We start from the raw sequence: 13,033 nt of genomic DNA on the forward strand, positions 1-13,033 counted from the left end.
CTTTAGCGAGCGGCGCTTGCTCAGATGATCAGACGTGAGACCTTGGTGCCTTCGAGCGATACACCGGCCATCAGGCCGCCGTTCGTCAGTACAAACGCTTCGACCGGGCTGGTCGCGGTCGAAGTATCGACCGCGCCGTTCGCGCCGACCTTCAGCACGGCGACCGTTGCATCGGCGCCGGCTGCCCACCCCTGGCTGCCGAGGAATTTATCCAGCGCCTCTTGCGTCATGAACAGAAACACGAGCGCCTTGGACTGCGCGCCGATCTGCAAACCGAACGAGCCCGCGACGGTGCTGTAGTAGCCCGTTGTGCGTCCGGCCACGCGCAAGGCGCCTTCGCCGTATTGCCCGCCGATCCAGAAGCCCGCCGAAATCACCGACGGGAATACGAGTACGCCGCGCGCTTTGGCGACCAGTTCACTCGAGCCGGTGACGTTCGCGTACAGACGCGACAGCGTGGAGTCGATACCGGCGTTGATCGTGTCGCGCTTGCCGGCATTCGCCGACGGCGATGCGCTCGAGGACGGCGAGGTGGTCGTGCAGCCGGCGAGGCTGAAACCCGCCGTAGCCAAAGCAGCGCTCGTGGTCATGATGAATTGTCGTCTGCGCATGATTGTTTTCCTTTTGCGTGGTGAAGGTTGCGTTTTCCTCTGTAACAGTGAGTGCCGTGACACCGGCAGGTCCGTACGCCGGGAGCCCGTGTGCTGGAAACCCGTACACCGGGAGCCCGTACGCCTGCTAACCAGCATTTAGCGTGCCCGACGTCACGGCTCGTGGGTCAGACAACCGTAATGCGCAGACGTTCGCGGGAATTCGCGGCGTTCAACGCCGCTTCCGCCGCGATCCCTAAGCCGCCGGGCGGATATTCTGATTGTGGCGGAACAGGTTGCGCGGGTCGTAGCGGTTCTTCACGGCGACGAGACGCGCGTAGTTCGGCCCATACGCGTCAGCCACCCGGCCGCCTTCCTCCTGCGTCATGAAGTTCACGTAAACGCTGCCTAGCGCGAACGGCGCGGCGGCGTCGAAGAACGCGCGGGCCCAGGCAATGCAGCGTTCGTCATCGCTCGCGTCGTCCCAACGGCCGTGCACGTTCATCGCGTACTGCGTGTCGCGGCTCGAATAGGCCGTGGCTTCGACCGGCATGCGGCTCGTCTGCGCGCCGATCTGCCCGAAGAATATCTCGCATTGCGGCGACGGCAGCTTGCCAATCGCATCGAGCAGTGCATCGATCAGACCGTCCGATATTTTGTCGAGGTTGTGCGACTTCCAGTAGTTGCGCGCGCCGGGTGTCAGCAGCGGATCGAACGCCTGTTGCCACATGGCGTACGGCATCGGCCCAAGATGCTCGCCGACCGGCGTACCGAAACCGCGTACGGCCTCCACCACGGACGGCCCATTTTCGACCGGGCCCGAGTAGCACATCGCGAATACGATGACCGGCTTGCCGTGCACTTCGGGCGGCAGGAACGGCAACGGTGGCGCAAGCCGCAAAACGGCCCATGCGCTCAATTCTTCCGGCATCTGTTCCGCCGCGGTGCGGTATTGGAGCAGGGCGTTCTTCGCCTGATCGATCGGCAGCACGACGAGGCCGCCGTATACGAGCGGCCCGACCGGATGCAGTGCGAACTCGAAGCGCGTCACGACGCCGAAATTGCCGCCGCCACCGCGGATCGCCCAGAACAGATCGTCATGCGAGTCGGCGCTCGCGCGCAGCAACTCGCCGTCGGCGGTGACCACGTCGGCTGAAATCAGATTGTCGACGGTCATGCCGTATCTGCGGCTTAGCCAGCCGAACCCGCCACCGAGCGTCAGACCTGCTACGCCTGTGGTCGAGTTGATGCCGAGCGGCGTGGCGAGCCCGAACGCTTGCGCCTCGTGGTCGAAATCGCCGAGCGTAGCGCCTGGCTCGACATACGCGCGCCGCGCGACCGGGTCGATATGTACGGATTTCATCGGCGACAGGTCGATCACGAGGCCGTCGTCGCACAGCGCAGTGCCGGCGATGTTATGGCCGCCGCTGTGCACCGCCAGCGGCAGATTGTTGTCGCGCGCGAATGCTACGCCGCGGCGCACGTCGGCCACGCCGGCGCAGCGCAGGATCATCGCCGGATGCCGGTCGATCATTGCATTCCAGATGCTGCGGGCCGCGTCGAAGCCCGCATCGCCGGGCAGCAGGAGTTCCCCCCGGATCGCGGCTTTGAGTTCTTCAGCGGCGCTGCTGGACACGCTAACCATGACACACCTCCACACATAACAGGAGACGCTCTCAGAACACAATTCAGCTGAACAAAGTAAATTGAAAGCGTCTGGACAGGTTCAAACTGCGTCCAGTAAACGGCCCTGCCCCCATAAGTCAAACGAAGGTAAACCCGCGTCCGCGATCGACGCCGCGCAAAGGCGCATGCGGCAAGTGTCCGCGCGTTGCGGCGCGAGTGATGGCCGGCATCGCTGCTGCATATGGTGGAAATGTTTCGGGAAAAGACCGCGAGAAGAAGTGTTGGTTGTGCGCCGCAGTGGTGGCTGCGTCGCGACACTTTTGGACGAATGGCTGCTTACTTGAACGCGGCCGGTTTCGGCCTTCAGCATCCCAACCAATAAAGGACTCACCGCGCGGCCAATCGCGCCGATCGCGGTAATTGTCGCAATGCCGGCCGCGGCGGCGACGCCATCCAGATAGGCGGTAGCGGTCCAGCCGGGTCAGCGCAACCATCCGGTCACGGCGAACCGGCCCATCACTTCGGGACTGGCCGCATGATCATCACGAGCGCCATGATCGGCACCGGACATGTCATCCGCTACAATGGCGCGCACCACTCACCTGGAGACTCGCTTTGAAATCTATCGTTGCATTGGTCGCCGCGGCTGTTCTTTCTTCCACGGCGATGGCCGCTTCCACCACTGAAAAGCTGCCTTCCGGCGTCATCGTCGAACAGCTCACGCAGGGCACGGGCGCCCAGCCGGCCGCTGACGACGTCGTGAAGGTCAACTATCGCGGCACGCTCGCTAACGGCACCGAGTTCGATAGCTCGGCGAAGCATGGCGGCCCGGCAACCTTCCCGCTCAATCGCGTGATTCCGTGCTGGACGCAAGGCGTGCAAAAAATGAAAGTCGGCGGCAAGGCCAGGCTGACCTGCCCGGCGGCGACTGCTTATGGCGATCGTGGCGTCGGCGTGATTCCGCCGAATAGCGATCTGACGTTTGAAGTTGAACTGGTTGGTATCGTCAAGTAATACGGCGCGAAGTGCGCTGAGACAGAACCCCGCTCCGGAGATCGAAGCGGGGTTTTTCTTTTTCAGGGCACTGTACGTATTCGCTGAAATCTATCAGCGATGAAGTTGGAAGGCGATGCGATGCAAGTGGGTTCCAGCGCCGATTGCGCATCCCGCTGAGCGCAGGCCAGGTTTTTTAAAGTTCCGTTGCACTCAGTCGTTTACCTTCTGCGCTTGCGCCGTCGTTGCGACAGTTGCTTTGCGCATTCCGGAAGATCTGACCGTCATTCGTTGTGCGTTGGGAGCGCCTGCATGAACATCGATTTTCACTACGGTGTGGTTTATATCGTCGCCCGCACTGGCGGAATGACGCCCGGCGATGCGCTCACTGTGGCGCATGCCTGCCAGTATGTCGATGACGCGACCACGTCAGGAATACTGCGTTTTTCGGGCGGCGAAACGTTCGAGCGCTTCGCTACCGCGCACAAGCTATTCGATTACACCAACACGGAAAACGACCAGAACCGGCTGGTGTGGACGCCTTTTCATTTTCTGCCCGCAGGTGTCGGAAAGACACTCGAAGATAAAGCCGTGTGCCGGGCGGACAGTACCGTTGCACGCGAAGTGGTTCGCCGGGCAATCCGGCAGCGGGACACCGATACGGCGTTGCACCGCCTGGGTGTGACGCTTCACACGTACGTCGATACGTGGGCCCACCAGGGTTTCGCCGGTATCGAAAGTCCGATGAACCGCGTTCGTATGCTGGAGGCTGAAGATTGCACGCAGGAGGGCTGGTTTGCCCACCTTACCCGCGCCACGCGGCATCTGGTCCAGCGCATCGAGGAAGATGTCCTGACGCTTGCACTGCCTGTCGGTCACGGCGCCGCCTTGCACTATCCCGACCAGCCATGGGCGAAATGGCATTACGTCGACGGCAGAAACGTGCACGTCGAAAGGCACAATCTGCCTGAATTCATGCAGGCGGCCGAGATGACTTGCCGCGCGGTACGCGCCTACCTCGCGGGACGGGAAGATTTCGAATCCCAGCCCGGCTTGCCGGAAGATGTCAAAGCCGCGCTGACAACGCTGCTCGACACCAATCGGAATCCGGACGATAACAAGCGCCTGCGGTCCCTTTGCGAAGCGGTGAAAACCGGCGCTATTCCCGGCCTCGAGGAGTCGATCCCGGACTACGTGCCCAAGGGACTCGGTTCCTGGAAATACAAAGCCACCGGTTTGCAGTCCGACGATGATTCAGGGGACCGCCCCCGGTGGAGCGAAGTCTTCGAGAAAAGCGATTACCGGCGCTTTCACGATGCAGTCAAAGAACACCGCTTCGTCACCACGCAGGAGATTCTGCCGGCTTGCGGGCTGCGGATCGCGTGAATGGGCAGGGCTATTCCACTCGCGCTTGCTGACGTTGCGCGGCCCGTTCTTCCGCCTGTTTCTTCGCCATGTGTCTTCCCACCAGGCAGCCGCCCACCGCGCCCACTACCGCGTGGTGCCCGGCATAGTGACCGGCGACGCCGCCCACAACCGCGCCTTTCATGCAACCGGCCGCGTTCGCCGTGCCGACTGCGGCCGAAGTCAACACAACCGCCGCAAGGGCGGCCTTGATAAAACCAGCTTTCATCTGAAAGTACCCCGCTATTAAGTTTTTCTAAAGTGGTGCTCTTATGCGCCATTTCAATAGCCGCCCCGGCGGCCGCGCTCATGCCATTCGCGTTCCTTTCCCGTGTGCCGCCAGGTGCGATTCATCCGATTGCGGCCGGGTTGCCACTACTTTGCTTTTGAGCGCGGTTCGGAGTGTAGAAGCAGGGGCCGGATACAGGTGAAACGGCATTGCGAGATTGGTAACGCGGGGTTACGGCTAAAAAAAAGTACTGCCGTCCTTTGAATCTCCGGATGCTTGCCTATAGTAGAAGCGACTATTGCCGAATTGCACTGCGGCCGGCTTCTCTTGATGGGTGACGGAGAAACAGAAATGACGCCATCGAACGCTGCGATCTATCAGGCCCAGGCCTGCACGCCCGATTCATTACGAACGCTTGCGGGCTATCTCGAACTGGCGCTCGACGAAGGAGAAAGCGTGGTGCTGATGCGAATCGGCACGCAAGTACGCAGCGTTTATGTCGGCAATCCATCCGGTACGCTGGAGGACTTGACGGATCACGGCGTAGTAGCCGCTTTTCAGGCCGATGAGATGCTGGCATTGACGCAGTTAGGACTCAACCGGATAACCGCGGACGATCAACAGTACCGGTTCATGCGCAGCGTACGGTACATTGCCGATCGCCAGGTTGTCGTATTTACTCCGATTTAAAGCCATTGGCAGGCAATAGGAAAGGCATAAAGAATGCGGCAATTGAGTAGTGGACTCGAAAGGTTCGTACTCCACGGGATGCGTTTCCGTGAAAACCTGATGTCTTTATAGACGCGTAGATCTGCCTTTCTCGCGCTATTCATGGCATAGTTCGATCGATTACCACATAAGGAGCAATCAAATGCCCACGTTAGAGCAAATTCAAGCAAAGCTTAAGAAGCTCCAGGCACAAGCTGACGTCCTTATTGCCAGGAAAGCACAAGCCGCAGTCGACCAGATTCGCGAGCTGATGCTCAAGCATGGCCTGACCACTGCAGATATCGAAGCAAAGGCAAAGGCGAGACGCGCCGCGCACGCCTTGAATGGTCACACTGCAAGTGGCAAGGCAAAAGCCTCCGGCGCAGGCAAGTCGCTGCCGAAGTATCGCGACCATAAAACCGGCGCGACCTGGACGGGGCACGGGCGCGCACCTGCGTGGATTGCCGCCGTGAAAGACCGGACGCAATTCCTGATCGAAGGCGCAAGCGAATTGAAGTCAACGGCAAAGGCAGCGGTTACTCGCGCCAAGACCGGGGGCAAGGGTCAACCCAAAGGCGCACAGCCGCCCAAGTACCTCAATCCGAAAACGGGCGCTACCTGGAGCGGACGCGGTCCGGCACCGGCATGGCTCGCAGCGGTCAAAGACCGCACCAGGTTTCTGATCGATGGCGCTGCGGCTACACAGAATGTCGCTGGCAAAAAAGTAGTCACGGCGAAAAAGGCAGTAGCGTCCAAAGCGGCTGCAAAGAAAGGCCGTGCGGCGACTAAAAAAGTCGCGGCAAAGAAAAGCGTCGGCAGGCCCGCGGTAAAGAAAGCAGCTGTGAAGAAAACCGCCGCGGCAAAGAAAGCACCCGGCCGCAAGACGGGTAGTAAAGGCACGAGTGCAGCCGCCGCGCCGCAAACCTCGACGGTACAAACCGGCGCGTGAGCATAACGGAGTCGCGAAGTAGATGACCAGTTCGTTCGCAACACCCCAGCAGGAAGACCACGTCGTCCTGCTGGACTCCGTTCCTCATCCGGCCGCCGACGCTGCCGAGCCATTCATTGTCGTTAGTGGCCGCCGGGTGATCCTTGCTTATCCGATTGCCGAATCCGACTTTGAACGGTTCGGACCGTTCGATTCCGACGACGATCCATTTTGCACGGTGCTCTTTCCCGATGCCGTGTTTCATCGGCTGGGGCCACCCGGCGACGTCGATCTCGAGATTCATCCACTCGCTTCGCAAGGGCTTAGTGGGTACTCGGTTCACGAAGTATTGAATTCGTCGCTGGCTGCCGAGATTTCGGCCGTCATGTCGTCGGGTCCAGTGCAGCGCCATTTCGTCATTACGTTTCAGGACGCGACCTTCGAATGCGTGGCGTCGGACTATACGGTGGTCGGCGTGTATGGCGCGGGCGAGATCGCCAGCCGGGAAGCATACTCGCTGGTCCGCTAGTCGGGTTCCTGGCGAGTGGTTCGTGCTGTTGGATATAGTCGCTTCTTTCCAATCCTTTCCTGTTGCCCAGACGCTCGCGTGCTCGCGTAGCGTTTCGGGCTATCCGACCATGCCCCGTTGAACATTGCCCGATGTAATGCTGTTTCCTTTCAATTAGATTTTCCCGGCGATTTCGAACGTATGCGCAATGACTTTTTTTAGCTTTTATTTTTGAAATATGTTAAAAAGCTTTCCGTCATCGTATATTGACATCAAGTCTTCATGCAGTCAGGCCAGACTGGCGTCAAAGAATGGCATGCCGCAGCGATTGAAGCACCGTTTTCGAAATTACATATAAATATATTACGAGGCATCGAACGCTCGATTGAAGCGCGTCCTGAGTTCAGACGCATTTCATGGAGAGCAGGCAGACATCACGCCAGGTGATGCATGTTTTCGGTGTAGCAGTGGCCGTCGCGGATCGGATTTGCCGGCATAAAGGCAAATCGCATGGGCCTGGTCCGCGGTAGTACGGCCGCAATGCGTCCGCGAGCGCGGGCGCGGTATCAGTACGCATTTGCTTTGCGCAAATGCATGCGAATACGCCATGCCCATCGAAAAACTCCTTGTTCCGCTACCGGCGGGCCTGAAAGTCTACGTTGAACGTCACGTATTCGATCCGGCCTTCGAGAGCGTCATTCTGATCAACGGCGCGTTGGCCACCACGGCGTCGTTCGGACAGACAATCAAATACCTCGGCGAACGCTACAACCCAATTTGTTTCGATTTACCTTATGCGGGTCAATCGAAAGCGCATAACGTGTGCGATTTCGTTCTTACAAAAGACGACGAAGTCGACATTCTGCTGCATCTAATAGGCTTATTCGAGCCGAGCTTCCTGTTGTCGGTGTCGTGGGGCGGCGTGGCGTCGCTGCTTGCACTCTCGCGGGCGCGCACCAGTGTGAGGCGCGCGGTGATTGCATCGTTCTCGCCGCGGCTCAACGAGGCGATGACCGCATACGTGACGTCGGCCCGCGACTACATTGCCGCCGGGGAAAATCTGAAGGCCGCGCAGCTGCTCAACGATACTGTCGGCCAGCATCTGCCGCGCATCATGAAGCTCTACAACTACCGCTATCTCTCCACGCTGCCGCGCGATGAGCAGGAGCAGGTAGCGTTTCACGTCGACCAGATTCTGGCCATTCGTCCCGAGGACTATCTGCACGAGTTCCGCAACATCGATTGCGGATTGAAGTTCCTCAACGGCGAGCTCGACGCGTACACCACGCCTGAGGACGCCCGTTCGCTCAGCACGCATCTGAAGCGCGCCGAGTTTCTCACGATCGAGCAGGCCGGTCATTTTCTCGATCTCGAAGGGCGGCCCGCGCTGCGCCAGGTTCGAACCGCGATTCTCGATTACTTCGGCGCCGCGCCGGTACAGGCGGCAGGCCGCGCGCTCGACTGCTTCGACACATTCGCCGCCCGCCCGCCCATCATGCCGGTGCCACAACCCGCCATCGCGAACGTTGCGTTGCAGGCCACCGCCGATCACTCGTTTCAACAGGTCGAACTACCGTGAATATCATTCAGAGCATCGCCATTGTCGTACCGTGGACACTGTGGCTGCTGTATTGGGTCGCGACGTCGAACCGCGTCAAGGAGACCGCGCGCAAAGAGGCATCGCTATCGCGCACATTGCAGTCGATTCCATTGATTGGCGGCGGCGCGCTGATCGTGCTGCCGGACTTCAACACAACGGCGTTGTCCCTCGATCCGCATGCGATCGGGGTGCTGCAGCTTGCCGGCTTCGCCGTGCTGCTGGCCGGCCTCGCATTTTCCGTGTGGGCGCGGTTGCATCTCGGCACCAACTGGAGCGTGTCGGTCACGCTGAAGGAAGGGCATGAACTGGTGCGCAGCGGGCCTTATGGACTGGTTCGTCATCCGATCTATACCGGTTGCCTGCTGGCGCTCCTGGGTGCCGTGCTGATCGGTGCGCAATGGCGCGGCGTGGCTGGGCTGCTGCTGATTTTCGCATCGCTGGCTTATAAGGTGCGGGTCGAAGAGAGCTGGCTGACCGGTCATTTCGGCCGTGCCTATTCGCAGTATCGTCGCGACGTCGCCGCGTTGATTCCCGGTCTTTTCTGAGCCGCAGGCATGGCGAGAGTCATCATCACCGCGATCGGCTCGGCGGGCGACGTGCATCCTTTGCTCGGCATCGGCGCAGCGTTGGCTGCGCGCGGTCACGAGATCGTCTTCTGCACGCATCCGCCGTTCGCGGAGGCCGCCGTGCGCCAGGGCTTCGCGTTCGTGCCGATCGGCACCGCCGCCGAGTATGAAGCGGCGATGGCGAACCCGGCGCTATGGCATCCGCGGACGTCGTTCCGTACGCTGTGGGCGGTGATTGCGCCGACGCTGCGACCGCATTTCGACACGCTGGCTGCGCTGACTGATAACAACACTGTACTGGTCGGCACGTTGTGGGCCTTTTCCGCACGCTTGATGCAGGAGTTGTATCGCGTGCCATTCGTATCGGTGCAGGTGTCGCCGTCGACTCTGCTCTCGTCCCACGCGCCGCCCACGCACCCGCGGCTGACGATTCCGCGTGGCTTGCCGCTGGCAGTAAAAGTAGCGCTGATGCGGTTGATCGAGCGGTATGCGCTCGATAAAGTCTGCGGTCCCGCATTGAACGCGCTGCGCGCGGAACGGGCGCTCGCACCGGCGCGACGCATTTTCGGCGAATGGCTGCATTCAACCGATGGCGTGCTGTGTCTCTTTCCGGAATGGTTTGCGCAGCCTCAGCCGGATTGGCCGGCGCCGCACCGCCTCAGTGGGTTTCCTTTATTCAACGACATGGGCGTGCAGGCGTCCGATCCGCAACTCGACGCCTTTCTCGACGCAGGCGAGCGGCCCGTGGTGTTCACGGCGGGCTCGACCTTGATCGATCACGAGCGCTATACGAATGCAGTGAGGGCGGCGCTGATGGAAAGCGGGTTGCGCGGCATTCTTTTGACACCGGATGCGCCTCGCCCCGACGCGATCGCCGCTCAAACGGCGGGTGGGTCGGCAGACGCCCAGGGCGTACTGCTCAAGCGGCGGTACGTGCCGCTTCAAAAGCTGTTGCCACGCTGCCGGGCGATGGTGCATCACGGCGGCATCGGCACGGCAGCGCTTGCGTATGCCGCCGGCATTCCGCAAGTCGTGACGCCTTTCGCGCACGATCAGTTCGATAACGCGCAGCGTGTGGCTGCGAGCGGCTGTGGCGTTCGGCTCGATAAACCTCTGCAACCACAGGCTCTTTCGCGTGCGCTGAAGCATGTGCTCGGCACCCCGTCGATCGCGACGCAGTGTGGGCGCATGCAGGATCGGCTCGCGTTATCACCGGACGGTTGTGAGGCGGCCGCTAGCTATATCGCAGGCTTCATGCCCACCGGAGCGCGAACGCAGACTGCAGGCCGCGTGTCTTTGCCGGCATTGGCAACCAGCGGGCATAGCGTATGAGCGCCGCCACGCCATCGTCGAAGCACGCCGCATTGGCCCGCGAGGCGCATGGCATCGGCGACGACTCCGCCGGCGAGCGCAATACGCCCCGCATGCGCGGCGCGCAGCTCGCTTTGCTGACGTTCGCGTTGTCGTTGGCCACCTTCATCGAAGTACTGGATTCGACCGTGACCAATGTCGCGGTGCCGGCTATTTCAGGCGGCCTTGGTGTGTCCAACAGTCAGGGCACGTGGGTGATCAGCTCGTATTCGGTGGCCGCCGCCATCGCCGTGCCTTTGACCGGCTGGCTCTCGCGACGGCTTGGCGAAACGCGGCTGTTCCTCGGAGCGGTGATCCTTTTCACGTTGACGTCGCTGCTCTGCGGCGTGGCCGGCGACTTTCACCTTCTGGTGGTATGCCGGGCACTGCAGGGGCTCTTTTCCGGGCCGATGGTGCCGCTTTCCCAGACTATCCTGCTGCGTACCTTTCCGCCCGACAAGCGCGTCGTGGCGCTGGCTTTGTGGGCGATGACGGTACTGCTCGCGCCGATCTTCGGCCCGGTAGTGGGCGGCTGGATCATCGACAATTTCTCGTGGCCGTGGATCTTCCTGATCAATCTGCCGATCGGCATCTTCTCGTTCGCGGTGTGCATGACGTTGCTGCGCCCCGATGCAAAAGCAGCCGCTGCCAAGGCGGCGCCGATCGATCTGCCCGGCATCATTTTGCTGGTCGTAGGCGTGGGCTCGCTGCAGACGGTACTCGATCTCGGTCACGATCGCGGCTGGTTCGATTCGCCGCTGATTCTGACTCTGGCGATCGTCGCCGGGTTGGCGATCGTGTCGCTGCTGATCTGGGAGGCGGGTGAGCGGCATCCGGTGATCGATCTGAGCCTGTTCCGCGATCGCACGTTTTCGTTTTGTGTGTTGATCATTTCGCTCGGCATGATGGCCTTCTCGGTGGTCGGCGTGATTTTCCCGCTTTGGCTGCAGGCAGTGATGGGCTATACCGCGTACCAGGCCGGGCTCGCCACCGCGCCGCTCGGTGTGCTTGCACTGGTGTTCTCGATTCTGGTCGGCATTTACGCCGCGCGTTTCGATGCGCGAGTGCTCGCGACGTTCGGCTTTCTGGTGTTTGCGGCCGTGCTGTGGTGGGACGCGCATTTCACCCTGACCATGACCTTCAGGCAGATCATCACGCCGGGTCTGATCCAGGGCATCGGCTTGCCGTGCTTCTTCATTCCGTTGACCGCGGCGACGCTGTCACGCGTGTCCGACGATAAGCTCGCCGCGGCATCCAGCCTGTCGAATTTTTTGCGCACGCTCTCGGCGGCATTCGGCACGGCGATGAGCGTCACGCTATGGGACAACCGCGCGCTGTATCACTACGACGTCGTTGCGCAGTCCGTGACGAAATCGTCCGGCAATACGCAGCGCTTCGTTCAGAGCCTGCACGGCATGGGCATCGACGGCGCGCGCGAACTCACCACCTTGCATCACGTCGTGCAGCAGCAGGCTTACATGATGGCGACCGGCGACATGTTCTACATGGCAAGCATCACCTGCCTCGTGCTCGCCGCGATGATGTGGCTTACGCGTCCGAAGCGCGGCGCCGCGATGGCTTTAGGTCACTGAGGGGCTTCCGATGACGATCCTGGGCGCATTGATCATTCTGTTTCATCCGAGCGAAGAGCAGCTCGCGCGCGCGGTGGCGATGCGCTCGGCGTGCGACCGCCTGCTGGTGGTCGACAATTCGCCCTTGCCGGATGCACGCGCCGCAATGGTGCTGGGCGAGGCGGGTGTCGCATTGCTGCATCACGGTAATCGCAACGGCATTGCCGGCGCCTTCAATTGCGGCTTGAGCGCGCTGTTCGACGCAGGCGTGGATGCGGTTGCGCTGTTCGACCAGGATTCCGAGGCGCCGGAAGCTTACTTCGCGGTGATGCGCGACCGGTGTACATCGATGGGTGGCCGGGCTTTTCTGGCCGGCCCGCGTATCTTCGATGAAAACGATCAACGCTTCCTGCCTGAACTCGCGACGAGCGGTTTGGCGGTAGAGCGGCTGTCCATCCACGCCGACGCTGCGATGCAGCGCTGCGCGTTTCTGATTTCGTCCGGCTGCGTCATTTCACGCGAGGCGTTCGCGCGGCTCGGCCGCTTCGACGAAACGCTTTTTATCGACCATGTCGATACCGAGTACTGCCTGCGCGCGCTGCTGAGCAATGTGCCCGTGTACGTGGTGCCATCGCTCGTACTGTTGCACCGGATCGGCTCGCGGCGCCGTCACAAACTGGGTTCTTTTGAATTGACGACGATGAATCATCCCGGTTTTCGCCGCTATTACAGCGCGCGAAACGCTATGCAACTGGCGTTGCAGTATGGGCCACGGTTGCCGGTGGCGGTTGTGCCGAACGTGCTGACGCTCTGGCAAATCGTGCAGATCGTGCTGCTGGAAAAAGACAAACTGGCGAAGCTCAATGCGATTACGCAGGGTCTTTTCGATGGATTCTTCGGGCGAATGGGACCGCTCGAGCGGACGCGTCCGCGACTCGCGGCCAAGGTGGCTCAACGGGC

At 61.1% G+C, this 13,033-nt stretch carries 12 protein-coding genes and 1 pseudogene; 10 read left to right on the forward strand and 3 right to left on the reverse strand.

Annotated elements, in window-relative coordinates; genetic code table 11:
• Positions 1 to 20: 20 nt before the first annotated feature.
• Positions 21 to 611: a BPSL1445 family SYLF domain-containing lipoprotein gene (locus ACOSV0_RS25705; protein WP_434114863.1), complete on the reverse strand. Its 591-nt coding sequence runs from the start codon at positions 609 to 611 to the stop codon at positions 21 to 23.
• Between the two features lie 235 nt (positions 612 to 846).
• Positions 847 to 2,235 (reverse strand): FAD-binding oxidoreductase, encoded by a 1,389-nt coding sequence (locus ACOSV0_RS25710; RefSeq protein WP_434114866.1) that lies wholly within the window; start codon positions 2,233 to 2,235, stop codon positions 847 to 849.
• 596 nt (positions 2,236 to 2,831) lie between these two features.
• Between ACOSV0_RS25710 and ACOSV0_RS25715 the strand changes: the two genes are divergently transcribed.
• Together ACOSV0_RS25715 and ACOSV0_RS25720 are read left to right on the forward strand one after the other, a co-directional pair.
• Positions 2,832 to 3,230, forward strand: a complete 399-nt coding sequence (locus ACOSV0_RS25715) for an FKBP-type peptidyl-prolyl cis-trans isomerase (RefSeq protein ID WP_434114868.1) — start codon at positions 2,832 to 2,834, stop codon at positions 3,228 to 3,230.
• A gap of 291 nt (positions 3,231 to 3,521) precedes the next feature.
• The gene (locus ACOSV0_RS25720; protein ID WP_434114870.1) at positions 3,522 to 4,595 is read left to right on the forward strand and encodes a DUF6765 family protein; all 1,074 of its coding nucleotides are present in this window, start codon (positions 3,522 to 3,524) and stop codon (positions 4,593 to 4,595) included.
• Positions 4,596 to 4,605: 10 nt separating this feature from the next.
• On the opposite strand, the gene ACOSV0_RS25725 is transcribed toward ACOSV0_RS25720, so the two are convergent.
• A complete protein-coding gene (locus ACOSV0_RS25725; protein ID WP_434114871.1) occupies positions 4,606 to 4,842 on the reverse strand; it encodes a hypothetical protein in 237 nt (78 codons plus the stop codon).
• A gap of 351 nt (positions 4,843 to 5,193) precedes the next feature.
• Between ACOSV0_RS25725 and ACOSV0_RS25730 the strand changes: the two genes are divergently transcribed.
• The 8 genes and pseudogenes from ACOSV0_RS25730 to ACOSV0_RS25765 all read left to right on the forward strand — a co-directional run.
• Entirely contained in the window at positions 5,194 to 5,532 is a 339-nt protein-coding gene (locus tag ACOSV0_RS25730; protein ID WP_179740679.1) for a hypothetical protein, read from the forward strand.
• A gap of 181 nt (positions 5,533 to 5,713) precedes the next feature.
• A complete protein-coding gene (locus ACOSV0_RS25735; protein WP_434114873.1) occupies positions 5,714 to 6,499 on the forward strand; it encodes an H-NS family nucleoid-associated regulatory protein in 786 nt (261 codons plus the stop codon).
• Between the two features lie 22 nt (positions 6,500 to 6,521).
• Positions 6,522 to 7,007: a hypothetical protein gene (locus tag ACOSV0_RS25740; RefSeq protein ID WP_434114875.1), complete on the forward strand. Its 486-nt coding sequence runs from the start codon at positions 6,522 to 6,524 to the stop codon at positions 7,005 to 7,007.
• Between the two features lie 586 nt (positions 7,008 to 7,593).
• Positions 7,594 to 8,565 carry an alpha/beta fold hydrolase gene (locus ACOSV0_RS25745; protein ID WP_434114877.1) on the forward strand — a complete coding sequence of 324 codons (972 nt, stop codon included), beginning with the start codon at positions 7,594 to 7,596 and terminating at the stop codon, positions 8,563 to 8,565.
• Positions 8,562 to 9,131, forward strand: coding sequence for a methyltransferase family protein (locus tag ACOSV0_RS25750; protein WP_434114879.1), 570 nt, complete (start codon positions 8,562 to 8,564; stop codon positions 9,129 to 9,131). Before ACOSV0_RS25745 ends, ACOSV0_RS25750 begins: the two co-directional genes overlap by 4 nt.
• 9 nt (positions 9,132 to 9,140) lie before the next feature.
• The gene (locus tag ACOSV0_RS25755) at positions 9,141 to 10,484 is read left to right on the forward strand and encodes a glycosyltransferase (RefSeq protein WP_434114881.1); all 1,344 of its coding nucleotides are present in this window, start codon (positions 9,141 to 9,143) and stop codon (positions 10,482 to 10,484) included.
• A gap of 92 nt (positions 10,485 to 10,576) precedes the next feature.
• The gene (locus ACOSV0_RS25760; RefSeq protein WP_434116139.1) at positions 10,577 to 12,094 is read left to right on the forward strand and encodes a DHA2 family efflux MFS transporter permease subunit; all 1,518 of its coding nucleotides are present in this window, start codon (positions 10,577 to 10,579) and stop codon (positions 12,092 to 12,094) included.
• Between the two features lie 10 nt (positions 12,095 to 12,104).
• Positions 12,105 to 13,031, forward strand: a pseudogene (locus tag ACOSV0_RS25765) (glycosyltransferase family 2 protein); the annotation flags it as partial.
• Positions 13,032 to 13,033 lie beyond the last annotated feature (2 nt).

This window comes from Paraburkholderia caffeinilytica (assembly GCF_051027425.1).
Lineage (GTDB): Bacteria > Pseudomonadota > Gammaproteobacteria > Burkholderiales > Burkholderiaceae > Paraburkholderia > Paraburkholderia caffeinilytica_A.